This is a genomic window from Caballeronia sp. LZ034LL (genome assembly GCF_031451215.1).
GTDB lineage: Bacteria > Pseudomonadota > Gammaproteobacteria > Burkholderiales > Burkholderiaceae > Caballeronia.
In genome coordinates, this window is the sequence record NZ_JARUXR010000003.1 from 421,042 (window position 1) to 444,821 (window position 23,780).

Annotated in this window: 17 protein-coding genes; 14 read left to right on the forward strand and 3 right to left on the reverse strand. The window is 66.2% G+C overall.

Annotated features, from left to right (window positions below; genetic code table 11):
* The first annotated feature begins 1 nt into the window (after window position 1).
* Both QCE83_RS23035 and QCE83_RS23040 read left to right on the forward strand, forming a co-directional pair.
* Window positions 2-970, forward strand: coding sequence for a DotU family type IV/VI secretion system protein (locus tag QCE83_RS23035; RefSeq protein ID WP_309816648.1), 969 nt, complete (start codon window positions 2-4; stop codon window positions 968-970).
* Entirely contained in the window at window positions 967-5,043 is a 4,077-nt protein-coding gene (locus QCE83_RS23040; RefSeq protein ID WP_309816650.1) for a type VI secretion protein IcmF/TssM N-terminal domain-containing protein, read from the forward strand. The genes QCE83_RS23035 and QCE83_RS23040 overlap by 4 nt, the downstream gene beginning before the upstream one ends.
* A gap of 19 nt (window positions 5,044-5,062) precedes the next feature.
* Here the strand turns inward: QCE83_RS23040 and tssA are convergent, their stop codons facing one another.
* Genes tssA through QCE83_RS23055 form a run of 3 tightly spaced genes read right to left on the reverse strand, consistent with a single transcriptional unit; the run spans window position 5,063 to window position 9,592 of the window.
* Window positions 5,063-6,655: a type VI secretion system protein TssA gene (tssA, locus tag QCE83_RS23045; RefSeq protein ID WP_309816653.1), complete on the reverse strand. Its 1,593-nt coding sequence runs from the start codon at window positions 6,653-6,655 to the stop codon at window positions 5,063-5,065.
* A 34-nt stretch (window positions 6,656-6,689) separates the two neighbouring features.
* A complete protein-coding gene (locus QCE83_RS23050) occupies window positions 6,690-7,439 on the reverse strand; it encodes a response regulator (RefSeq protein ID WP_404985693.1) in 750 nt (249 codons plus the stop codon).
* Window positions 7,436-9,592, reverse strand: coding sequence for an ATP-binding protein (locus tag QCE83_RS23055; RefSeq protein WP_309816659.1), 2,157 nt, complete (start codon window positions 9,590-9,592; stop codon window positions 7,436-7,438). The genes QCE83_RS23050 and QCE83_RS23055 overlap by 4 nt, the downstream gene beginning before the upstream one ends.
* Window positions 9,593-9,922: 330 nt before the next feature.
* On the opposite strand from QCE83_RS23055, the gene QCE83_RS23060 reads away from it, so the two are divergent.
* From QCE83_RS23060 to QCE83_RS23115, 12 genes are all read left to right on the forward strand, one after another.
* Window positions 9,923-10,411: an Hcp family type VI secretion system effector gene (locus QCE83_RS23060; protein WP_309816661.1), complete on the forward strand. Its 489-nt coding sequence runs from the start codon at window positions 9,923-9,925 to the stop codon at window positions 10,409-10,411.
* A gap of 474 nt (window positions 10,412-10,885) precedes the next feature.
* Window positions 10,886-11,380: a type VI secretion system contractile sheath small subunit gene (tssB, locus tag QCE83_RS23065; protein ID WP_309816664.1), complete on the forward strand. Its 495-nt coding sequence runs from the start codon at window positions 10,886-10,888 to the stop codon at window positions 11,378-11,380.
* Between the two features lie 69 nt (window positions 11,381-11,449).
* Window positions 11,450-12,940 carry a type VI secretion system contractile sheath large subunit gene (gene tssC, locus QCE83_RS23070; protein WP_404985387.1) on the forward strand — a complete coding sequence of 497 codons (1,491 nt, stop codon included), beginning with the start codon at window positions 11,450-11,452 and terminating at the stop codon, window positions 12,938-12,940.
* A gap of 200 nt (window positions 12,941-13,140) precedes the next feature.
* Window positions 13,141-13,629 (forward strand): Hcp family type VI secretion system effector, encoded by a 489-nt coding sequence (locus QCE83_RS23075; RefSeq protein ID WP_309816667.1) that lies wholly within the window; start codon window positions 13,141-13,143, stop codon window positions 13,627-13,629.
* A 52-nt stretch (window positions 13,630-13,681) separates the two neighbouring features.
* Window positions 13,682-14,095, forward strand: coding sequence for a type VI secretion system baseplate subunit TssE (tssE, locus tag QCE83_RS23080; protein WP_309816670.1), 414 nt, complete (start codon window positions 13,682-13,684; stop codon window positions 14,093-14,095).
* Between the two features lie 20 nt (window positions 14,096-14,115).
* On the forward strand, window positions 14,116-15,849 hold the full coding sequence (gene tssF, locus QCE83_RS23085; protein ID WP_309816672.1) for a type VI secretion system baseplate subunit TssF: 1,734 nt from the start codon (window positions 14,116-14,118) through the stop codon (window positions 15,847-15,849).
* The gene (gene tssG / locus QCE83_RS23090) at window positions 15,813-16,847 is read left to right on the forward strand and encodes a type VI secretion system baseplate subunit TssG (protein ID WP_309816675.1); all 1,035 of its coding nucleotides are present in this window, start codon (window positions 15,813-15,815) and stop codon (window positions 16,845-16,847) included. The genes tssF and tssG overlap by 37 nt, the downstream gene beginning before the upstream one ends.
* A 49-nt stretch (window positions 16,848-16,896) precedes the next feature.
* Window positions 16,897-19,575 (forward strand): type VI secretion system ATPase TssH, encoded by a 2,679-nt coding sequence (gene tssH / locus QCE83_RS23095; RefSeq protein ID WP_309816678.1) that lies wholly within the window; start codon window positions 16,897-16,899, stop codon window positions 19,573-19,575.
* The gene (locus QCE83_RS23100; RefSeq protein WP_309816681.1) at window positions 19,572-20,351 is read left to right on the forward strand and encodes a hypothetical protein; all 780 of its coding nucleotides are present in this window, start codon (window positions 19,572-19,574) and stop codon (window positions 20,349-20,351) included. The genes tssH and QCE83_RS23100 overlap by 4 nt, the downstream gene beginning before the upstream one ends.
* A gap of 172 nt (window positions 20,352-20,523) precedes the next feature.
* Window positions 20,524-21,012: an Hcp family type VI secretion system effector gene (locus QCE83_RS23105; RefSeq protein ID WP_309816667.1), complete on the forward strand. Its 489-nt coding sequence runs from the start codon at window positions 20,524-20,526 to the stop codon at window positions 21,010-21,012.
* A 65-nt stretch (window positions 21,013-21,077) separates the two neighbouring features.
* Entirely contained in the window at window positions 21,078-22,649 is a 1,572-nt protein-coding gene (locus QCE83_RS23110) for a type VI secretion system tip protein TssI/VgrG (RefSeq protein WP_309816684.1), read from the forward strand.
* Window positions 22,650-22,681: 32 nt separating this feature from the next.
* Window positions 22,682-23,728, forward strand: a complete 1,047-nt coding sequence (locus QCE83_RS23115; RefSeq protein ID WP_309816686.1) for a hypothetical protein — start codon at window positions 22,682-22,684, stop codon at window positions 23,726-23,728.
* Window positions 23,729-23,780 lie beyond the last annotated feature (52 nt).

Sequence of the window (23,780 nt, forward strand, 5' to 3'; positions counted from 1 at the left end):
CGTGGCTCTGACCGACACCCTCCTCCCTGTCATCGCACTGGTGCGCCAGACGCTCGACGCGTCCGCCGCGCCGACGTTCTTGCGCCCCCGGCCGCTGCCCGCTGCAACGCTGCCGGCCGATGCCGCCATCACGACCGGAGCCGCCGCTGGCGCCCTGCCGGCGGCTCCGCGCCCCCTGCCCGTGGTTGCGCGTCCTGCCCCGGGCGGCGGTTCGCCGTTCGCCCCGCAGCGGCTCGGCGAGTCGAGTGTCACCGAAATCGACGCGCCCCCGGTTCCCGCTCCGCTGCCGTCCTCGCCGTCGCCGTCGGCGCCGGGTGTCGCGCCCGGCACGCCGTCGGAAGGCGCGGCCCGCGCCCGGGCGCTCGCCGAAGCGCTTGACGAGGAGATCGACACGGCCCGCCACGAGGCGCACGCGCTGCATGTGGTGCCATCGGATTTCGACAGCGCGCTGTTCGCCGTACTGGCCTGGGCGGACGAGGTGCTCATCTCGTCGGACTGGGCGGGCGCGCCGCACTGGCAGCGGCAACTGCTGCAACGCCGCCATTTCAATACGACGACCGCCGGCGTCGCGTTCTACACGCGCCTCGACGATCTGCGCGACGACCAGACCGCCGTGCGTGAGGTCTACGCGCTGTGTCTGGCGCTCGGCTTCAGAGGCCGCTACGCGCAGGAACGCGACACGCGTCAGCTCGACGAACGCCGCCGCCGGACCTTGCAACAGGTGCTCGACGCGGGCGGCGTGCCGGCCGCCACCGGCACCGTGCTGTTCCCGCAAGCGTACGTCACCGAGGATTCGGCGCGCGCGGCGCAGACCGGCATCGAACCGGCAGCGCGGCGCGTGCGCGGACGTCTGCGCCGGCAGACCTTGATCGCGTTCGGCCTGCCGCTGCTGATTCTCGTCGTCCTTTACGGTACCTATCACGCGATCATCGTGCAGATGGTGAACGCCCTTCTCCCGCTGATTCAATGAAAGCTCTGCGCACCGTTCTGCTCTGGCTGCTCGCGCTCGTCGTGCTTGGACTCGTGAGCTGGGGCCTGACGCTCTACCTCGAATGGCCGCTATGGGCCGCCGCCGCCATCTTCTTCGGCGTGCTCGGCGCTTTTATGATGCTGATCGTGCTGCGCCGCATGCTGCTCGCGTATCGCTCGCGCAGCATCATCGCGCGGCAGCGGCGCGCCGAAAAGGAAGCCGCGCAGCGCGGCTCGCGCACGGGCGCGCTGCGGAGCAAATTTCGCGAAGCCGCGGGTCTGCTGCGCAGTTCGAGCCTCAAACGGCTCGGCAACCCGCTCTACGTGCTGCCGTGGTACCTGGTGATCGGCCGGCCGGGCGCGGGCAAGACCACGGCACTGGCGCGCACGCGGCTCTCGACATCGCTGCAGGATCAGACGCAGAACGGCGCGCCGGTACCGCAAACCGAGAACTGCGACTGGTGGTATTTCGACCGCTCGATCGTCCTCGACTGCGCGGGCCGCTATGTCGGCGCGGAGAACGAAGAAGACGATCGCCGCGAATGGAATCTCGTGCTGGACCTGCTGTCGCGCTATCGCGGCCGCGAGGGCATCAACGGGCTCGTGCTGGCGGTATCCGCCGACCGGCTGGTGACGCCGGACCGCGAGGAAATCGATCAGGAAGCGCGCGTGATCCGCGCCCGTATCGAACAATTGATCCGCCTGTTCGGACGGCGTTTTCCGGTGTACGTGCTGGTCACCAAATGCGATCAGCTCTACGGCTTCGAACGCTGGAGCACGCTGCTGCCGGAGACCGCGCTCAGCCAGGCCATGGGCCATCTCGCGCCTGCCGGCGATGAAGCGCAGTCGACCGAATCGTTCCTCACCAACGCCTTCGACGCCATCGTCGCGCGCCTGCGCGCCATGCGCATCGCATTGGTGGCCCGGCATCCGCAGTCCGCGGTGGAACTGCTGCTGTTTCCGAACGAACTCGACCGCCTGCGCGCGGGCGCCGAGCTGTTCGTCGAGGCGTGCCTTGGAGAAAGTCCGTACCTCGAATCGCCGTTCCTGCGCGGCGTGTTCTTTTCGAGCGGCCTGCAAGCGGGTGGCGCGCGTTCCGCCGTCCTGCCCGACACGCTGCACCCGACACCGCCCCACGAGCCGACCACCACCGGCGTCTTCCTGCACGACCTGTTCGGCCGGATCCTGCCGCAGGACCGCAACGTCGCCAAGCCCGCGGCGCTGGTGAACCGCTGGCTCGCGGCGACGCAGAATCTCGGCCTGTTCGCCTGGCTGCTCTGCGCCATTGCGATCGGCGTATTGATCACGATGTCGTTCTTCCGTAATGTGAACACGCTCGCGCTGATCGAGCACAACTACCCGTTCCAGCAGCATTACTCGGGATTGCTCGTCGATGACGCCGCCACCCTGTCGCGCGCCAACGACGCGCTGCTCGAGATCGATCGCCGCAGTCACAACTGGCGTTCGCGCTGGATGATCTCGAGCAAGATCGACGAATTACAGGACCGGCTGCACAAGCAATATGTGCGGAACTACCTGAGCTACATCCGCCCAGCGGTCGAACGCGACGTGGATGTCGATCTTCGCCGCGATCTCGTCAACGATACCGATCAAACCCTCCCGCTCAGCACGCTGAACGAAGTCCGCACCACCAACCTGCTGAAAGCGAAACTCGCCGGCGCCGACCGTCCGCAACTCGCGTCGATGCCGCAGCCGGTCTACAGCGACATGGCGCCGTGGTCGCCGCGGCTGTTCGACCAGGTCAACGGCTTGCGCATTTCGTACATTGCGTGGTCCGAGACGAACTCGCAGGAAATCGTCTCGCGCCTCGCGCATCAGCAGGCCACCTTGAACCAGGCGCTGTACATCGACCAGATGCATTGGCTCACCCAGCTCGCGCCCATCGATAACCAGCTGCGCGACGTCACGCTCGCGGATTTCTGGCTCGACGCCAACGCCGCGCGCGCACAGGCGCTGCGCCTCGCCAATGCGAGCGACAGCGCACCGCCCACGGTCGCGGGCGGACGGGTCGCCGCGCAGGCGCAACGGAACCGCACGACGCGCGCCACGGACGATCCCAAAGCAGTCGAAGCCGAGCGAACCGGCGCCGAGCTCGCCGAGGCCGCGCGCCTGGGTGCGATCAAGGTGGCGGCCGCCTACACGCGCGCGGGCCGCGCGGATATCGACGGCTATCTGAAGGAAGTCAAGGACGCCGTCGACGACGACGCCCATCTGGCCCAGCAGCAGGCGCTGTTCGAGCGCACCTATCAGAACCAGCGCTTCGAGACCTGGCAGAACTTCGTGCAGAGCGTGCCCCAGGGCGAGCAGATGCTATCCGGCCGCGATGCCTGGCGCAGCCGTCTGCCGACGATCACGCAGAGTACGAGCCCGTATTTGCGCGCACTCGACCGGCTCAACGAGGAATTCGAGACCCTGTCCGACGCGCAACTTCCCGACTGGCTGCAGACCGCGCGGCACATGGGGCGTCTGCGGCGTGACGCGACCGGTGCGCTGATCGCGGGCAAGGCCGGCGGCATCGTGCAGAGCATCAATTCATTCGGCGGCCAGGCGCTGCGCGAGACGCTCTCCAACGACCCGTCAGCGGGCGCGACGTCGTTGCGCATCAATACGCGTGCAGCGGCCGCGATGCGCGATTACTTCCAGAACGTCAACCAGATCGCCGCGACCGTCACCGATGGCGAAGCGAAGGCCTACACCGTGGCGGCGGCGTTCCATGGCTTCGGCGTCGATCCGGCGGTCAAGACTTCGCCCGTGCACGATGCGGCCCGCGCGTTGCTGCGCCTGCGCGACGATGTGGATTCGAACGGCGCCGCCGATCAGGCCATCTGGCATCTGATCGGCGGGCCGCTGCATTTCGTGCTCGCGTACACCGAGGAAGAGGCTTCGTGCGCGCTGCAATCGGACTGGGACAGCAAGGTGTACTGGCCGCTGCAATCCGCGACGAGCATGTCGCAAGTCGTCGATCAGTTGTACGGGCCGCAAGGCTCGGTATGGAATTTTGTCGACGGTCCCGCGAAGCCTTTCCTCACGCACGGCGCCAACACGATTTCCGAGGTGCAGACGGCGGATTACAGCGTGCCGTTCACGACGGCCTTCCTGCCGACGCTCAATTCGGCGGTCGGCAAGCGCGTTGCGCAGTTGATGGAGACGCAGCGGGCCAAGGCGCGCGCCGAATCCGACGCCGCGCAGGCGCAGGCCGCCCAGGAGCAGGCGAAGCAGCAGCAGACCAACGCGGAAACGGCGCTCGCGGACATCAAGCAGAAGATCGCTACGGCCGAGGCCGTCGCGTATCCGTTGAGCATCACCGCGCAGCCGATCGACGTGAATCCGTCCGCCCGCGTGCGCCCGTTCGCGACCGTGCTGACGGTGCAATGCGCGAGCGGCGCGCACACGCTCACCAACTTCAACTTTCCGGTCAGCGACACCTTCAACTGGACGCTCGGACAATGCGGCGAGGTCACGCTGCTGATTCGCTTCGATGGCCTCACGCTCTCGAAACGCTATCGCGGCGATGCAGGCGTGGTCAGCTTCCTGCGCGATTTCCGCGACGGACACCGCCTGTTCACGCCGCAGGACTTCCCGTCGTCGGCGAGCGCGCTTGCGCAACGCGGTATCGAACAGATCACGGTGCGTTACGAGTTTCGTGGTGAGGATGCGATCATCGACGGCGCCACGCAACTCGCGCAACTGATGGACGAGCGCCGGCAGCAGACGCAGACGCGCCAGCAAGCGATCGACACGCTCGCCGCCCAGACGCAGCAACTGCTTCTGATCAAGCTCGCGAATACTAATGGCGGCGCGGAGCCGAGGCCGCTGCGCGTGTCGCTGCCGCAGCGCATCGGCGTGTGCTGGAATCAGAATGCACTGCCCGCGAGCACGCAGACGCTGCAGCAGCGTTTCGACAGCCTGCTGGAGCCGCGCGGCCCGCTCGTCACGGCCGCCGCGCCGGCCTACGCACCGGTCCAGTCCCAGCCGACAGGCGCGCCCGACGTGCCGCCGCTGCCGACTCTGCCGAATACGGTGACAGTGCCGACGGGCGCGTCGGGCTCTTGAAGCCGCGCCGTCGCCCGGCTTATATCGTGCCGAGCGTCAGCTTGACCGCCGCGGCCGCATCGATACGCCCGATGCGGCCGACCAGCGCAAGCGCTTCGGCGTGGGCATCATTTTGCCGGTAGAGCGCATGCGCCGCGCTCAACGCTTCGAGCGCGAGCTGGGGCGTCCAGCGGTCGAGTTCGTGCCGATCCACTTCCGCGACGATCATCTGCGCGAACGGCCGCAACGGCGCGTTCGGCCGGTGCGCGAGCATCAGCTCGCCCAGGTGGATGGTCGCGCGCAGACGCTGCTCAGGATTCCCTCCGAGCGTTGCGCCCTGCAAGGCGATCGCCGCCGCTTCCAGATCCCCGGCCGCCGCCAGCGAGCGCGCCGTGCCGACCGCGACCGCCAATGCATCCGGTGCGGCGCCTCCGCCTGAACTCGCAGCGGCATTGCGCTGCAGACTCGTCAGCCATTCGAGCGTGGCGCCATCGGCGAAGGGCTTGCCGTCGGCGAACGTCAGGTTGGGCAGTTCGGGCGCGCGGCGCAGCAGTTGCAGCGTCGCGGCGTTGACTTCGGCGAGCGCGTTCGCGAACGGCTCGCCCGCTCGTGCCAGCGCCTGGGCGCTCGCACGATTCAGGTCCATCCAGAACGGAAAGGCAAGCAGGTTCGCTTCGGCGAACGCGAGCGTATCTTCCGGCGCGTCGCCGGATTGCAGCCGGTCCAGCGCGAGCGCCAGCTCCGCGATGGGACCCGGGATGCGCGTCTGGCCGCGTTCGGCGGGCGGCGCGGACTCGATGCCGCCCCACGCCGCCATGCGGTTGAGCCGATATGCCTGCGCATCGGCGGAACGGTTGCCTCGCCGGTAGCCGGCAAGCGATGCAAGCCGCTCCGCGATCTGCTCGAACGCACGGTCGGCGTCGGCATCCGAGACGATCGTCGAGGTCGACAACGGCGCGATCGCGAGCGGCGCCGAAGGCTTCGGCGACGGCGGCGGCGTCTGCGAGGCGGGTGCCTGCGAGTGCTCCGTCACTGCGGCCCGAGGCGCTTCCGCAACGGCTTCAGCGACAGCTTCCGGCACTGCTTCGTTCACGGGCAAGGTACGGATCTGATTGAGCAAGGGCCGCACGCTCGGCGCATCGGGATCCTTGTCGGCGAGGCGCACATCGATGCTGTCCAGATGCTGTTGCAGCGTGTCGATCAGCGCACGTTCCTGCGGCTGGTCGCGATCCACCTTGTCCGCGACGAACTGCACCGCCCGCTCGACAATCCACGACAGCGCATTGCGCCGCGCGCGCAGCCGCGAGAGCCCCGGATGCAGCGTCTCCCAGAAATGGGTCAGCAAGTCGTCGATGACGGTCAAGCCGTTCGCGAGTCCGTCGAGGCCCGAGCGGCGCATCAGCGCGCCGGTCAGATAGCACGCGACGAGCAGATCCTTGCCCCGCTCGGACAGCAGCACGGTCGCGGCGCGCTGCACCACGTCCCAGTCGGTGGAGGCGGCCGCGCTCGGGCTGTTGAGCTTGTCGATCTCGGTTTGCAGGCGGTCGAAATCGGGATCGTCGCGAACGTCGTCGCCCGCGGGGTTGTCAGGCGAGATCGGCGTGACGCCGAGCGTGTCGAAAGGAGCAGTCATGGTCATGCGATCGATGCGGAGAGGGACAGCCGGCTCACCATACCTCCTCGATCTCCGTGTTCAGGTAGTAGCCCGCGCCGCGCTCGGTGCACAGCAGCTTGGGAGTGCGCGCGTCTTCCTCGATCTTGCGTCGCAGGCGCAGGATCTGGACGTCGATGGCGCGATCGAAGACGTCGTCGAAAGCGCGCGTGCGCTCGATCATGTGCTCGCGCGTCACCACCCGGTTCGGGGCGCCGAGCAGCACGACCAGCAGATTGAATTCGGCATTCGTCAACGCCACCGTGTCATCGTCCTTCGACTTCAGGCGGCGCGTGTTCAGATTCAACGTCCAGCCGCCGAAGCGATAGGCACGCGGCAGCTTTCCGCGCGTGATCGGCGCGCCCTGCGCCACGGCGGCGCCGGTGCGGCGCAGCACCGCGCGCACCCGCGCCAGCACTTCGCGCGGCGAATACGGCTTGGTCACGTAGTCGTCGGCTCCGAGTTCCAGGCCCATGACGCGATCGGCTTCCTCGGTGCGTCCGGTCACGCAGATGATCGGCATGGCGCCGCCCGTCGCGCTGCCGCGCCACTCCCGCGCGAGTTCGAGTCCATCGCCGTCGGGCAGCCCCAGGTCGAGCAGCACGAGGTCGAAGGTATCGGCGGCCAGCAGTTCACGCGCTTCGGCCGCGGTTGCCGCGCCTTCGGTCGTCATCCCGTGACCGGACAGATATTCGACCAGCAGCACGCGCAGCGAATGGTCGTCGTCAACGATGAGAATGCGGGGAGAACTCGGCATGACAGTCAGCGCATGGAAGCGTGTGAGGAAGCGTGTGAGGGATAGAGCGCCTGGACCGCGCGCGCAAACGCGGCGCGGCCGAAGGGCTTGGCAAGGAACGGCACGTGCACGCCAGCGGCGATGTGCGCCCCTTGACGCGCGCCGCTGATCAACAGCGCGGGCAATTCAGGGCGCCGGGCGCGCGCGGCGACAATGAGTTCGTCGCCGCGCAGATCGTCCATCTCGATGTCGCTGACGAGAAAGGCGAAGCCATGCGGATCGGCCTGCAGCGCGGCGAGCGCCGCGGCCGGCGCAGCATGGCTCGACGGCTCGAAGCCGGCTTCCGCGAGCCATTCCTCCAGCATCTCCCGCAACGCGCGATCGTCCTCGACGAGCAGCACGGCCTCGCCCTGACCGAAGGGCGCGAAGCTCGCAGCGTGTTCCAGTTCGTTGTCTGACGCGTTCACGGCTTCGTGCGCTTCCACCGCGTCCGGCAGGTCCGCCTGCGCGCCGTGCTGCTGCCGCGCCGGCAACAGCACGCGGAATACGGCGCCGCCGAGCGGCCCGTTGCCCGCGACAATCCCGCCCTCGTGATCCGCGACGATGCCCGCCGCGATCGAAAGCCCCAAACCGTGGCCGCTCTGCTTGTGTTTCGTCGAGAAGAAGGGATCGAAGATACGCGGCAGCACGTCCGGCGGAATGCCCGGACCGTCGTCGTGCACTTCAAGCAGCAGAGCATCGTGCTCGGGCACGCGCCCGACATCGACGAGCTCGTCGCGCGGAATGCCCGCCGCGACGCGCAGCACAACCCAGCTACGGGCCGCTTGCGCCGCATTGCGCAGCAGGTTCAACAGCACTCGCACGAGTTGCGCGTGGTCGCCCGCGACTCGCCATTCATCGATGCCTTCCGTGCCGAGCGCCGCATCGTATTGGACATCGATCGTCACGCGGTCATGATGGTCCGATGCAGCCAGCGCCACGGCCTCGTCGATCACGGCGCGCATCGCCACGCTGCCGCTCTGGCGCGGCTGGCCGCGTCCCACTGCCAGCAGCATCTGTTCGATCATCGCGTGACCGCTTTTCACTGCACCCAGCACGTGCTGCAGCGGACGATGCGCCGGCGCGTCGGCGGGCAGCAACTCATCGGCATATTCCGCGTGGCCGCGCACCGCGCCGAGCACGTTGTTGAAGTCATGCGCAATGCCGCTCACCAGCAGTCCGAGCGATTCGAGCTTCTGCGCACGCAGCAACCGCGCCTCGTAGCCACGCCGCTCGAGCAGCGCCACCGCGACGTAGAACACCAGCGTGCAGAGCACCGCCAGATCGATCTGCAACTGCCGCACGCCGGCGATGCCGCTCTGGTGATAGGAGCCGTTGCCGGTCACCGTCAGTACGATGCCGGTTGCGGCCAGCACGAACGCCGCCAGCGTCGCGGCGCGAATGGAGCCGGCCACGGCCGCCCAGACCAGCAGCACGATCAGCAGCACATGTTCGGTCTCGTCGGGGAGGCGAATGCGGAACGCCTCGATCATCAGCACCGCGCCGCACACGGCCGGCACGACGACGACCCACGCGCGCACCGCAGGGGCATCGGGCGCGGCCGGCGCGGTCCACGCCAGCAGGCCCGGCACGAGGACCAGCATCGCCAGACCGTTGCTGCCCATGATGGTGCGCCAGACTTCGAGGAGGTTCGCGCCGCTCGTCGCGTGCGCGAGCAGACTGCCGGTCAGCGCCATTGCAAATACGGTGCCGAGGGGCAGAAACAGCAGGAAGCGCGTGAAGCGCGCGGTCGTATCGAGCCGGGCGCGCCGGCTCACGAAACGCCATGCCAGGCCGACGCCCATGCCCACGCCCAAAGCGTTCGCAAGCGCGAACGACGCATCGACCCATAACGGAAATTCGTCGAAGCGGCCGACGATGAGCATCGCGACGAAAATCGTCACCAGCGCCGCTGGCCATTCGGTCAGCGGCCTTCGCCACAGATACGCGACTGCGACGGCCGGCGCCGGCCACACGACCGCGGACAGCGACGAACCGGTGCCGAGCGTATCGAGCGGCGTGGACAGCACGCCATACAGCGCGCCCAGCGCGAGCGCGCGCCGCCAGCCGGCCGTGAAATGGCGCACGCCGGAACCGGACGAGCCGAGCGGCGTGGCCGACGCCGCGCGTACGTCGTGAGTCACTGTGAATGAATGCCAGGTGGACGCGAACGCATGGAGGTCGGAAATCTCATGGCGCTTGCGAGTTGTCTTATTAATGGTCGCCAGTGTAATGCGCGCTCACCCAACGCACAACGCGCTTAAAAAAGCCGCCGGCGGCGCGCGCACGCTCGCTGAAAGTGGACGACCGGACGCTTTTACGGCATATCGCGCGGCTACCGTGCCACGCGCGTTACGAATGAAACATGATGCGGCAGCGCCGCAACACGGCTGCAACGGCACGCGACGACACTTCATTCATGCGCCGGACACGAAGAACGGCGCCTCAACCCAAACACAATGAAGAGGTGAATCATGCCGATGCCCTGCTACCTGACCCTCGAAGGTCAAAATCAAGGAAAGATCGAAGGCTCGACCAAAGTCCAAGGCCACGAAGGCAAGATCCTCGTGCAGGCGGTCGATCACACCATCGAGATCCCGAAGAGCCCGCAAACCGGCCTGCCCACCGGCAAGCGCGTGCACGGCGCGATGACCGTCACGAAGGAAATCGACAAGTCCAGCCCCAAGCTCTATCAGGCCCTCACCTCCGGCGAGCAGCTGAAGAGCGTGACGCTCGAGTTCTATCGCATCTCCCCGAAGGGCACGGAAGAAAAGTACTACGCGGCCAAGCTCGAGAACGCGATCCTCACGCACATGCAATCGTGGACGCCGAACTGCCTCGACCCGAACAACCGGCAGATCGGCCACATGGAAGATCTCGCGTTCACCTACGAGAAGATCACCTGGACCTACGAGCCGGACGGCATCGAAGCCGAAGACTCGTGGCTCGCGCCGAAGGCTTGAACACGCCCCGCGACGCGGCAGCGCAGCAAATCGCGCCGCCGCATCCCTGCCGCTCTACGCGCTTGCGCCGCATGGTTTACTGGCACGTAAAAAGCACCGAGTAAACGGCTTGAACGCGCGTTTCTTGAGTCTTCAGCGCCTGATAAAAATGCTTTGGGTTTTTGAGATACGTCTGCTTATAATGGCTCGCACTCATTTTGAGCCTTGCCTTTGAGCAAACGGAGACTGCTCGTCATCCTTACCAGCCGGTCCTTCCGCTCGAGGCAAGCAGGCCTCGCGACCGGACCGGCGCGATCCGGTCTGTCTTCCGTCGTCTCCCTCAATCCGCAGTTTTCTAGTAGGTCACGCGTCCGGGCATCGGCTGCCGGCCTGAGCGCGTCCCGTGCGGCAGTCGTGCCGTCCGTGCGCCGTCAGAGGCGCGTTTTTCGTCGATGTCCGCACTGCCAGCGCGGCGCCGTGAATCTGGAGATGCAAATGGCAAATGATGGTTCGGTTGCGCCCAAGGAGCGCGTCAATATCGTGTATCGCCCCGCTACGGGGGATGCGCAGGCAGAGGTTGAACTGCCGCTCAAACTGCTGGTACTGGGCGACTTCACGCTGCGTCAGGACGATGTGCCGATCGAGGACATGAAGCCGATCAACGTCGACAAGGACAACTTCAACGAAGTGCTCAAGGGCCAGAAACTCGGCCTGCAGCTGACGGTGCCGAACAAGCTCGACGAGAAGGCCGGTCCCGACGACGTGCTCTCGCTCGATCTCAAGTTCGACTCGATCAACGATTTCACGCCCGACGCCCTCGCGGAACGCATTCCCGAGTTGCGGCAAATGCTCGAGCTGCGCGACGCGTTGAAGGCGCTGAAGAGCCCGATCGGCAATCTGCCGGATTTCCGCAAGCGCCTGCAGGAGCTGATTCAGGACGAAGGCGTGCGCGCCCGCCTGCTCAAAGAACTCGGCGCAGAAGACAAATAACGGCATATGGCGCGACGCGGCGGTGCATGCGCCGCCGCCCGGCGTTTCGCGAAGCAAGGAGAGAATCCCGTGAGTGACGAACAACAGCAATCCGGCGCGGCCGCGCCGGGACAGGCCGCGACGAGCGAAGGCTCGCTGCTCGATCAACTGGTGGAGAGCGCCCGCATCAAGCCGGGCGACGAAGCGTATTCCATTACCCGCCAGGGCATTCAGGCGTTCGTCGCGCAGTTGCTCGAACCGCAGCGCGCGGTCGAGCGCGTGACGGCGGCGACCGTCGACGACATGATCGCAAGCCTCGACCAGAAGCTGTGCGCGCAGGTGGATGCGATCCTGCACCACGATGACTTCCAGAAGCTCGAATCGTCGTGGCGCTCGCTCAAGTTCCTCGTGGACCGCACGAATTTCCGCGAGAACATCAAGATCCAGCTGATGAGCGTCAGCAAGCAGAAGCTGCTCGACGACTTCCAGGATGCGCCCGAGATCACCAAATCGGGCCTCTACAAGAACGTCTACACGGCCGAATACGGCCAGTTCGGCGGCCAGCCGTTCGGCGCAATCATCGCCAACTACGAGTTCAACGCGAGCGCGCCGGACATCAAGCTCCTGCAGTACTCGGCGAGCGTCGCGGCAATGGGTCACACGCCGTTCGTCGCGGCCGCGGGCGCGGAGTTCTTCGGCATCGACTCGTTCGATCAACTGCCGAACCTGAAAGATCTGTCGTCCATCTTCGAAGGCCCGAAGTACGTCAAGTGGAACGCCTTCCGTGAAAGCGAAGACGCGCGCTACGTCGGCCTGACCGCGCCGCATTTCCTGCTGCGCGTGCCGTACGGCCCGGAAACGGCGCCGTCGAAGAAGTTCAACTACAAGGAAGACGTGTCGAGCGGCAACGACCAATTCCTGTGGGGCAACGCGGCGTTCGCCTTCGCCACGCGTCTGACGGAGAGCTTTGCCGACTATCGCTGGTGCGCGAACGTGATCGGCCCGCAAGGCGGCGGCACCGTGCAGGATCTGCCGGTGTACTCGTTCGAATCGATGGGCGAGATCCAGAACAAGATCCCGACCGAGATCCTGATCTCCGAGCGACGCGAATTCGAACTCGCCGAGCAGGGCTTCATGGCGCTCACGATGCGCAAGGACAGCGACAACGCTGCGTTCTTCTCGGCCAATTCGGCGCAGAAGCCGAAGTTCTTCGGCCAGTCGAAGGAAGGCAAGGAAGCCGAGCTCAACTACAAGCTGAGCACGCAGCTGCCGTACATGTTCGTGATGAGCCGCATGGCGCACTACATCAAGGTGATGCAGCGCGAGAACATCGGCACGTGGAAAGAACGCGGCGATCTGGAGAAGGAACTCAACAACTGGATCCGCCAGTATGTCGCCGACATGGACAACCCGAGCCCGGGCGTGCGCAGCCGCAGGCCGCTGCGTCAGGCCGAGATCAGCGTGCTCGACGTCGAAGGCGAACCGGGCTGGTACAAGGTGGACATGAAGGTGCGGCCGCACTTCAAGTACATGGGCGCGTCCTTCACGCTGTCGCTGGTCGGCAAGCTCGAAACTTCCTGATCCCCATACTTGCGCCGCACCGGAAAAACCGGGCGGCGCGGCCCAGGTTTCATCGGTAACACGCGGGCGGCGGTCCGTAACGAGGCGGTAACCGCTCACCCTCACACTGTAGTCATGCACCCGGCAACAAGGTGCATAGCGGCACGAAACGACAGCAGACCCAACGCATAAGCTCACCATAACGGCAACTGGAGGCCACCATGCCGATGCCATGCTATTTGACCCTCGAAGGTCAAAATCAAGGAAAGATCGAAGGCTCGACCAAAGTCCAAGGCCACGAAGGCAAGATCCTCGTGCAGGCGGTCGATCACACCATCGAGATCCCGAAAAGCCCGCAAACCGGCCTGCCCACCGGCAAGCGCGTGCACGGCGCGATGACCGTCACCAAGGAAATCGACAAGTCCAGCCCCAAGCTCTATCAGGCGCTCACTTCCGGCGAGCAGCTGAAGAGCGTGACGCTCGAGTTCTATCGCATCTCGCCGAAGGGCACGGAAGAGAAGTACTACACGGCCAAGCTCGAGAACGCGATCCTCACGCACATGCAATCGTGGACGCCGAATTGCCTGGACCCGAACAACAAGCAGATGGGTCACATGGAAGATCTCGCGTTCACCTACGAGAAGATCACGTGGACCTACGAGCCGGACGGCATCGAAGCCGAAGACTCCTGGCTCGCGCCGAAGGCGTAATGAACCATCGCGGCGGCGATGACGAATCCCGCCGCGTCATTCAGGATCGCCAATGAGAGAGCGCAGGCTGCTGGAACGCATTTCGGGCTGGGAACAAGGCGCGGTACGCACCAACGAGACCAGCACCGAAGTGCTCGTACGATCGGTCATGGAACATCTTTCGCGCATTCTCAACACGCGGCAAGGCAGCGTGGAACTGGATCCGCAGTTCGGCGTGCCGGACTTCACGAACATCGCGGGCGGGCTCGAAGGCGGCTCGCTGAGCGATATCGAGGAAGAGATCCAGCGCATGGTGTCGCGCTATGAACCGCGCGTGCTCAATCCGAAAGTGCGGCTGCAGTCCGAACGCAGCGACGTCATGTCGATCCGCTTCAGCCTCGACGGCACGCTCGCCGTGAACGACCGCGAGATTCCGCTGCGCCTCTCGACCACCGTGAATGCCGATGGCCGCGTCACCGTCGTCTAGCGCGCCCCTGCCCTGATCCGATGCTCAACCGCTATTACGAAGACGAACTCGCCAAGCTGAAGACGCTGGCGGTCGAGTTCGCCGAAGCCAATCCGGCGCTCGCGCCGATGCTCGCGGGCCGCTCGACGGATCCGGACGTCGAGCGCCTGCTGGAAGGCGTCGCGTTCCTGACGGGTCTCGCGCGCCAGAAGCTCGACGACGAATTTCCCGAGTTCATCCAGGAACTCTCGACGCTGCTCTTTCCGCATTATTTGCGGCCGGTGCCGGCCACGACGCTGGTGCTGTTCGAGCCGCGCGGCGCGCTGACGGAAACGGCGCGGGTGACGGCGGGCGTGGAACTCGCATCGGCGCCGGTCGACGGCACGTCGTGCCGCTTTCGCACCACGCAGGCTGTCGCCGTGCATCCCCTCGTGCTGTCGGCGCGTCTGTCGGCGGGCGAAGGCCGCACGCCGTCGATCGATCTGGACTTCACGCTGCGCGGGCTCGATCTCGCCCGCTGGCAGACGGACTCGCTGCGGCTCTTTCTCGCGGGCGGCTACAGCGATGCATCCAGGCTGCTGATGCTGCTGATGACCGAGGTGACGTCGGTGCGCCTGACTGCCGGCGCCTTCACCACCGAACTCGGTCCACGTGCGCTCGTGCCCGCCGGGTTCGACACCGAGCTCGTGCCGTATCCGAGCCACGCTTTTCCCGGCTATCGCACGCTGCAGGAATTCTTCGTGCAGCCGGAGAAATTCCTCTTCGTCGATCTCACCGGGCTCGACCGCCTGCGCGGCGCAAGCGGCGTGACATTCTCGGTGTCGCTGTCGCTGCGACGCCTGCCGGCATGGCTCACGGAACTGAGCGCGGAAGCGTTCATGCTCAACGTGACGCCCGCGATCAACCTGTTCGACCATCACGCGAATCCGATCACGCTGGATCACCGCCAGACGGACTATCGCGTCACGCCCGAGGGCGCGAACCGGCAGCACTATCAGGTGCACTCGGTGGACAAGGTCACGTCGTACCGGCAAGGGGTCGCGCAGCAACGCGTCTATCAGCCGTTCGGCGTGCTCGGCAATGCAGCGGCGCCCGATGGCGACCGCCAGTCCGACGATCTGGTCTATCACACGTCGCTCAAGCCGGCAGCAGTCGGTAACGAGGCCGAGTTGTACTTGTCGGTCGCCTATCCGCCGGCGGCGACGCCGCAGACCGAAACGCTGTCGATCGAGCTGACGTGCACCAATCGCTATCTGCCGGAAAGCCTGCGCTACGGCGATCTGAGCGAACCCACCGGCAGCTCGCCCGAGCGCCTCAAGTTCCGCAACATCCGGCCGATGACGCCCGCCGTCAATCCGCCGGTCGGCGAAGCGCTGCGCTGGCGGCTGCTGGGACATGCGGCACTCAACTTCCTGTCGCTGGCCGACGCTGCCAACCTGCGCGCGCTGCTGTCGCTGTACGTGTTCTCGGAACGGCAGGAACAAGGTCATGAAGCGGCCAACCGCAGGCGCATCGCGGGCATCAAGGAACTGGAGGCGAAGTCCGAAGTGCGGCTGGTCGGGCGCAACATGCTGCGCGGTCAGTGCATCCGCATGCGCTGCGACACCGAGCATTTCGCGGGACCGGGCGACCTGTACGTGTTCGGCAGCGTCATCGACCGTTTTCTCGGCGCCTACGCAAGCATGAACACGTACACGCGCTTCGAGCTGGAAGACATTTTCTCGGGAGAGGTATTTCGATGGACGCCGCGGCTCGGTCAACAAGCGCTGCTCTAGACGACGCGCTCTTTAACCAGGGCGAGCGCTTCGGGTACTTTCAGGCCGTGCGTCTGCTGCGCCGGCGCGCGCGGCTCGCGGGCGACGACCCCGAGCGCCTGCGGGTGCGGCCGCGGCTCGCGCTCGGCTTTCCCGAGACCGATATCGACGGCATCGAGCGCGACATGCCGCGTCCGCCCGCCGGTCCCGGCGAGTACGACGAGGACACGCCGGCGCCCCGACCCACGCCGCGCATCACCGCGAACTTCTTCGGCCTGTACGGCGTGTCGTCGCCGTTGCCCACCTTCTACACGGAAGACCTGCTCGAGGAAGCGCGCGAAGGCCGGACCGGGATGCGCGAGTTTCTCGACATCCTGCATTACACGCTGTATCCGCTGCTGTACGAGAGCTGGATCAAGTACCGGCCGCATCTGCGCGTCGTCGAGGAAGGCGACGAGTCGATGCGCGAGCGGCTCTACGCGTTCGTTGGCCTGCAGGAGCGCACGCTGCGGCGCGACGATGCGCCCGGCGTCGCCGACCTGCTGCGCTATGCGGGGCTGTTCTCGCAGCGTCCGCATTCCGCGCTCGGCCTGCAGACGCTGCTCGCCGATGCATTTGCGCCCGCGCGCGTGCAGATCGTCGAATGCGTGGAAAGCTGGCTGCCGATCCCCGCCGACCAGCGCGCCGCGCTCGGCGACATGCGCCATGCGCTCGGCGTCGAATGCTATCTCGGCACGCAATGCCGCGACGCGAACAATCGCCTGCGCGTCGAACTGCGAGACCTGCCGGTCGCCCTGTTCGAGGCGCTGCAACCGGGCCGCCGCGAGCACGAGCGTCTGCGCTTCCTGATCCGTTACTACCTGACCGAACCGTTCGACGTCACCGTGCTGCTCGAACTGCGCGCGGGCGTCGTGGCCAATGCGCGCGCCGGCGGCGGCCACTGGAGCGCGCTGGGCCGCGATACGTGGCTTGCGCCCAGCCCGGACGCCGTGCCGCGCCCGGTCAGCTTCGCCGTCTGAAACGGCCTTCGCCCCGCATCCCTATCGAGACAACACGAGGAGCCTAACCATGCTGCTGGTCGATCTGAAACCGCTGGTGAGCCGGCTCAACGGCTATTGCCGCCAGGCGCTGGAAAACAGCGCGGGCCTGTGCATTTCGCGCGGCCAGTACGAGATTTCCGTCGAGCACATGCTCGTCAAGCTGCTCGACGATCCGCAAAGCGACGTGCCGCTGCTGCTGCGCGAGCACAACGTCGATGCCGCGCTGCTGCGCCGCGCGCTCGATCAGGCGATCGAAGACATGCGCGGGGGCAATACCGGCCGCCCGGTGTTCTCCCCGATCCTGCTGGAACTGCTGCAGGACGCGTGGCTGATGGCTTCGGTCGATCTGCTCGAAACCCGCGTACGCTCCGGCGCGATCCTGCTCGCGTTCCTCGCCCGCGCGACCTTCTACGCGACCGGCAGTTACGCCGACCTCGTGCGCGGTGTTCCACGCGAGGCGCTGCTCGCGCGCTTCGGCGCGGTGACGGCGACGTCCATCGAACAGACGGCGGGCACGTCCGACACGGCCGCGGCAGCAGGCGCGCCGGGCGCAGGTGCAGGCACGGCGATCGCGACCTACTGCGAGGATTTCACGGAGAAGGCGCGCGCGGGCAAGATCGACCCGGTGTTCGGGCGCGATCCTGAAATCCGCCAGATGGTCGACATCCTCGCGCGGCGCCGCAAAAACAATCCGATCTGCGTCGGCGATCCGGGCGTCGGCAAGACGGCGGTGGTCGAAGGGCTGGCGCTGCGCATCGTCGACGGCGACGTGCCCGACTCGCTGCGCGACGTGACCATCCTCGGCCTCGACATGGGCATGCTGCAGGCGGGCGCGAGCGTCAAGGGCGAATTCGAGAACCGGCTGAAAGGCATCATCAACGAGATCAAGGCTTCGGCGAAGCCGATCATCCTGTTCATCGATGAAGCGCATACGCTGATCGGCGCGGGCGGCCAGGCCGGCACATCGGACGCGGCGAACCTGTTCAAGCCCGCGCTCGCGCGGGGTGAACTGCGCACCATCGCCGCGACGACCTGGGCCGAATACAAGAAGTACTTCGAGAAGGACGCGGCGCTGGCGCGGCGCTTCCAGCTCGTCAAACTCGACGAGCCGGACCTCGCCACCGCCGTGCTGATCCTGCGCGGTTTGAAGGAGCGCTACGAGGACGTGCACAAGGTGGTCATGCGCGACGACGCCATTGTTGCTGCGGCGGAACTGTCGAGTCGCTACATCACCGGACGGCAACTGCCGGACAAGGCCGTCGATCTGCTCGATACGGCCTGCGCGCGCGTCAAGGTGCTGCAAAGCGCGAAGCCCGACGTGCTCGAAGATACCGAGCGGCGCATTCAGGCGCTGGAGCGGGAGCGGCGCGGTCTCGAACGCGATCGTGACAACCTGCAACCGGTCGACGACGAGCGCCTGGCCGCGATCGCCGCCGCACTGCCCGAACTGGACAGTCGCGCCGCCGGTCTGCGGGAGCGCTGGCTTGTCCAGAAGGAAGCGGGCGCGGCGCTCGTCGCGGCGCGCGCGGCCGTGACTGCGGCACGCGCCGCCGCGCAGCCCGAGGAGCAGATCGCCGCACTGCGCGACGCCGCCGTGCGGGCTGAAGCCGCGCTACGCGAGGCCCAGGGCGAGCAGCCGATGGTGCGTGTCGATGTCGATCCGGACGTGGTCGCCAAGGTCGTCAGCGACTGGACCGGCATTCCGCTCGGCAAGGTGCAGCGCGATCAGGCCAAGGCGATCCTCGACATGGAAGCGACACTCCGTCAGCGCGTGCGCGGCCAGGACCACGCGATGCACCAGATCGCGGAAGTGCTCAAGTCGTCGGCGGCGGGGCTCAAGGATCCTCAGCAGCCGATGGGCGTGTTCCTGCTCGCGGGGCCGTCGGGCGTCGGCAAGACGGAAACGGCGCTGTCCGTCGCGGACCTGCTGTTCGGCGACGAGAAATCCACCGTCACCGTCAACATGAGCGAGTTTCAGGAGCGCCACAACGTGAGCCGTCTGATCGGTTCGCCGCCGGGTTACGTGGGCTACGGCGAAGGCGGCCTGCTGACCGAGGCGGTACGCCAGCGGCCCTACTCCGTCGTGCTGCTGGATGAAACCGAGAAAGCCCATCTCGACGTCATGAACCTGTTCTATCAGGTCTTCGACAAGGGCGTGCTGTCGGACGGCGAAGGCAAGGAGATCGACTTCTCGAACACGGTCGTGTTCCTCACGTCCAATCTCGCCACCGACGTGATCACCGAACTCACGTCGAACGGCGAGCGCCCCGACGATGACACGATGCTCGCGGCCGTGCGCCCGATCCTGTCGGCGCACTTCAAGCCCGCGCTGCTCGCGCGCATGACCGTGATCCCCTATTACACGCTGCCGGCGGATGCGCTTGCCGGCATCGTGCGGCTCAAGCTCGACAAGATCGTCAAACGGCTGCTTGCCACCAACAAGATGCGTCTTGCCTACACGGACCGCGTCGTCGATACGATCGCCGCGCGCTGCACCGAGGTGGAAACCGGCGCGCGCAATATCGACTTCATTCTGCGCGGCACCGTCATGCCGATGCTCTCGCATGAAATCCTCGTGCGCATGAGCGACGCCGAGCAGCCCACCCACGCTCAGCTCGACGTGGACGAGGCAGGCGCATTCACCGTCTCGTTCGGCTTCGAGCCGGCAGCGAAGAAAAGCGCCGTCATCGAGGACGAACAAGCATGAAGCAGGTCTGGATTACCGCGCTCAAGAAAGACGACGCCCGCATCGCACAGGTCGTGGGCACGCTGAAGCGCTATGGCATCGCGGCGCAAGGCCATGTGTGGCTCGACGAGCCGGACCGGGCGGTCGCGCGAGTCGTGCTCGATGCGATGCAGGCGGCGCACGCGTGGATCGTGCTTGCCGACGATGCGTCGCTCGCCACGCCGGGCGTGCGCTACGGTCTCTCGCTGTTGCAGGCGAGCCTGCAATCGACGCGTGAGGCCGCGCCACCCGTCTTCGTGCTGTCGACATCGGGCGCGGCCTCGTTGCCGCCCGTGCTGGCGGATGCGCCGGTGTTCACCGATGCGAACGCCGCGTGGCCTGCCAAGCTCGTCGCGGCGCTCGCTCGCGCGCCGAAGCAGACGCCACTGGCAGCGCTGGGGACGTACCGCCTGACGCTCTGGGGCGACGAAAACATCGGCCAGTGGCTCGAACTCGGCGCGCTCGATGCGCCGCTCGCCGGCTTTGCCTTCGGCGTGCCCGAGGTGGAAGGCGTGTCGATCGACTTCCAGGCGGTCGGTTCGCGCGGCGCGCTGCCGAGCCGCACGACGCTGGAATACGCGCAGGAAGGCTTGCGCATGGAGGTCGGCGGGACCGCGTACCTGAGCTGGGCGGTGCGCAACCGCATCGGCACGGAGGATTCGTACTTCGCGCGCGTGCGCGGCTGCCCGGATTCGCTGCTCCTGATGCCCTATCCGGAAGGCGATGAGGTCGAAGCGAGCGTGGTGCGGCTCGTCTGAACGGACAGCGGGACTTCGGCCGTGTTTCGGATGTAACACGCCGCGCCGGTCTCGCAACGAAGCCGCAACCGCACGACCTTAATCTGTACTCATGCGCTGAACGACACCGAAAACCGCAAGCGCAAGACAGCCAGTCCGGCCGTCAACCTCAAACACTTACTGGAGATTCATCATGCCGATGCCCTGCTACCTGACCCTCGAAGGTCAAAATCAAGGAAAGATCGAAGGCTCGACCAAAGTCCAAGGCCACGAAGGCAAGATCCTCGTGCAGGCGGTCGATCACACCATCGAGATCCCGAAGAGCCCGCAAACCGGCCTGCCCACCGGCAAGCGCGTGCACGGCGCGATGACCGTCACGAAGGAAATCGACAAGTCCAGCCCCAAGCTCTATCAGGCCCTCACCTCCGGCGAGCAGCTGAAGAGCGTGACGCTCGAGTTCTATCGCATCTCCCCGAAGGGCACGGAAGAGAAGTACTACACGGCCAAGCTCGAGAACGCGATCCTCACGCACATGCAGTCGTGGACGCCGAACTGCCTGGACCCGAACAACAAGCAGATGGGCCACATGGAAGATCTCGCGTTCACCTACGAGAAGATCACGTGGACCTACGAGCCGGACGGCATCGAAGCCGAAGACTCCTGGCTCGCGCCGAAGGCCTGAGTTCACCGCCCGCGCGCCGCCGCCCATGCGCGGCGCGCTTCCTGATTCAACGGCAGACAAACGACATGACTTCGCTCTCCGCCCGACTTGCCAACAATCAGCGCTTCGGCTTCGCCTCGGACGCTTACGCCGCCGATACCTTCTCGGTGGTGCGCATGAGCGGGCGCGAGGCGATCTCGCAGTTGTATCGCTTCGAATTGACGCTCGTTTCCGACGACGCTGACATCGATCTGGCGAAGATGCTGCAGAACAACGCGACGCTGACCATCGGCGCGCCCGACAATGCTTCCCGCACGACCCCGTATTCCGGCATGCTCGCCGAGTTCGATCAACTGCATCACGCGGGCGGCTACACCTTCTATCGCGCCGTGCTGGTGCCGCGCGCGTGGCGGCTTACGCTCACGCGCACCTGCGAAGTCTATTTGAACGAGCAGACCATCCCGCAGATCGTGGGCAGCGTGCTGCGCGACGCACAACTCACCGGCAACGCCGTCGATCTCAAGCTCACGGGCACGTATCGTCCGCGCAGCTATGTGTGCCAGTTCCAGGAGAGCCACTTCGACTTCGTTTCGCGCTGGCTGGAGAAAGAAGGCATCTACTATTACTTCGCGCAGAGCGGGCAGGCGGACACGCTGACCCTCGTCGACGATCGCGCGATGCACGCCGCCGACGCACTGCCGCTGAACTACCGTCCATCCGACGAGCTCGACACCGGCGTCGCGCCCGACTCCGTGCAGCGCTTCGTCTGCCGCGTCAAGCCGCTGCCTGCGAAGGTCGTGCTGCAGGACTACAACTACCGGCGCGCCTCCGTGCCGCTCGTCGTGCAAGCGGCGGTCTCGCCGCAAGGCGCCGGCGAAGCGATGTTCTACAGCGACAACTTCCGCGACGCCGACGAAGGCACGCGTTACGCCACGCTGCGCGCCCAGGAAATTCTCTGCGGCGGTGAACGTTTCGACGGCGAAAGCACGGCCGTCGGCTTGCGCAGCGGTTATTTCGTGCAACTCGCGCATCACTATCGTGACGACTTCAACGGCCGCTATCTCGTCACCGAGATCACGCACGAAGGCTCCCAGGCGGGCGCGCTGCTCGCGGGCATCAGAACGCCCTTCAGCGAAAACGGCGAGGCGCGCGAGGAGATCATCTATCGCAACACCTTCAGCGCGATCCGCGCCGGCGTGCAGTTCCGCGCGCCGCGCGTCACGCCGCGGCCAACCATCTCGGGCACGCTGAGCGCGAGCGTCGACGCCGAAGGCAGCGGCGACTATGCCGAACTCGATGCTTATGGCCAGTACACCGTGCAGCTTCCCTTCGACCGCACCGACAAGGCAGCAGCAAAAGGCTCGGCGCGCATCCGCATGGCGACGCCCTATTCCGGCGATGGCCACGGCATGCACTTTCCACTGCTCAAGGGCACCGAGGTCCTCCTCGCGTTTGATGGCGGCGATCCGGACCAGCCGGTGATCGTCGGAACGGTGCCGAATTCCGTGAACTCGAGTGTGGTGAATCAGGCCAACCCGGCAATGAACCGCATGGTGACGAAGGGCGGCAACATCGTCGAGATGTCGGACAAGGACGGCAGCCAGACGATCCATCTGTTCTCGCCGGGCGGCAATACGCACGTGTTCATCGGCAACTAGCGCGGCGCGCATCTGAATCATCGAGGAATGACATGAGCATCCATAGCTTCACGAAGGGAGACAGCAACGCCCTGACCCTCGGCACGGCGAACTCGCTGACCCTTGGCGCGACCAACGGCGCCTATCTCACCGGGCAGACGACCGTCACCGGACTGGCGTCGAACGCCGTGATACTCGGCACCTATCTCGCCGCGATCTACGGCAACAACGTGCTGTGGACCAACGGGACGTCGCTGTCGATGCAGAGCGGCGACACCTATAACTTCTCGGATTCGCAGACCACGCAGGCGAGCGGCGACATCAGCCTGAAGGGCGGCCTGCATGCGGTGGATGCCGCCACGATGGCCGGCATCACCTCCGCCCAGCTGGCGATCAAGAGCCTGCTGGCGGCCTCGGTCGGCATGAACCTCGCGTACGCCGCCACGCTCGGCGGCCTGGACGCGGCCGGCGACGACGGCGACAACATCGCCGGTTCCGTGCTCAAGGCGGCGGGTGTCGCGTACGTGAACTACGTCACCGCGGAGAAGGTCTCCAAGGCGACGAGCGCGCTATCGCGCTCATGCGCGCTGCTGCAACAGGTCGGCACGCTCAAGCTCGGCGAAACCGGCGCCACGCTGCGCGCCAACTTCACGCCCGAGGCGGACAATCAGCTCGACATGAGCCCGACCTCCACCACGCTCACCCGGACGACCGTCGACAACAAGTCCGTGCTGACCATGGGCCTCGCGACCACTCAATTCATGCGTGAGACGGCGGCGACCCAGGGCTCCGTCATGCTCACCGACGCCAACGCATCGTTCTCGTTCACGGGCGAAGCGGGCGAGACGACGGTCTTGCTGACCGGCGCATCGGCCAGCATGAGCGCCGACGAAACCGCCCTTGCGCTGACCGGCGAGAACCTGACGGCGACGGTCGGGCCGTCGATCATCGAGATGACCGCCGAGTCGGTCACCACGTCCTGCGGCGAAGCGCTCGCCGCGCTCACGCCCGAGATGTTCGCGGTCACGCTGGCGGGCACCACGCTCGGCATGATCGAGGACTTCATCAATCTCGACGCGCCGCTCATCATGCTCGGTTGAGCCGCGCGCTTCGAATCGTTCGCGACGTCATGCCCGTAACCTGCCAGGCCGA

What these genes read in the sequence shown, in the direction of transcription:
- tssB (WP_309816664.1), top strand. Translation starts at nt 10,886, where the DNA reads ATGGCAAATGATGGTTCGGTTGCGCCCAAGGAGCGCGTCAATATCGTG.
- QCE83_RS23040 (WP_309816650.1), top strand. Translation starts at nt 967, where the DNA reads ATGAAAGCTCTGCGCACCGTTCTGCTCTGGCTGCTCGCGCTCGTCGTG.
- tssG (WP_309816675.1), top strand. Translation starts at nt 15,813, where the DNA reads ATGGACGCCGCGGCTCGGTCAACAAGCGCTGCTCTAGACGACGCGCTC.
- tssA (WP_309816653.1), bottom strand. Translation starts at nt 6,655, where the DNA reads ATGACTGCTCCTTTCGACACGCTCGGCGTCACGCCGATCTCGCCTGAC.
- QCE83_RS23060 (WP_309816661.1), top strand. Translation starts at nt 9,923, where the DNA reads ATGCCGATGCCCTGCTACCTGACCCTCGAAGGTCAAAATCAAGGAAAG.
- tssE (WP_309816670.1), top strand. Translation starts at nt 13,682, where the DNA reads ATGAGAGAGCGCAGGCTGCTGGAACGCATTTCGGGCTGGGAACAAGGC.
- QCE83_RS23075 (WP_309816667.1), top strand. Translation starts at nt 13,141, where the DNA reads ATGCCGATGCCATGCTATTTGACCCTCGAAGGTCAAAATCAAGGAAAG.
- QCE83_RS23105 (WP_309816667.1), top strand. Translation starts at nt 20,524, where the DNA reads ATGCCGATGCCCTGCTACCTGACCCTCGAAGGTCAAAATCAAGGAAAG.
- tssF (WP_309816672.1), top strand. Translation starts at nt 14,116, where the DNA reads ATGCTCAACCGCTATTACGAAGACGAACTCGCCAAGCTGAAGACGCTG.
- QCE83_RS23100 (WP_309816681.1), top strand. Translation starts at nt 19,572, where the DNA reads ATGAAGCAGGTCTGGATTACCGCGCTCAAGAAAGACGACGCCCGCATC.
- QCE83_RS23110 (WP_309816684.1), top strand. Translation starts at nt 21,078, where the DNA reads ATGACTTCGCTCTCCGCCCGACTTGCCAACAATCAGCGCTTCGGCTTC.
- QCE83_RS23115 (WP_309816686.1), top strand. Translation starts at nt 22,682, where the DNA reads ATGAGCATCCATAGCTTCACGAAGGGAGACAGCAACGCCCTGACCCTC.
- tssH (WP_309816678.1), top strand. Translation starts at nt 16,897, where the DNA reads ATGCTGCTGGTCGATCTGAAACCGCTGGTGAGCCGGCTCAACGGCTAT.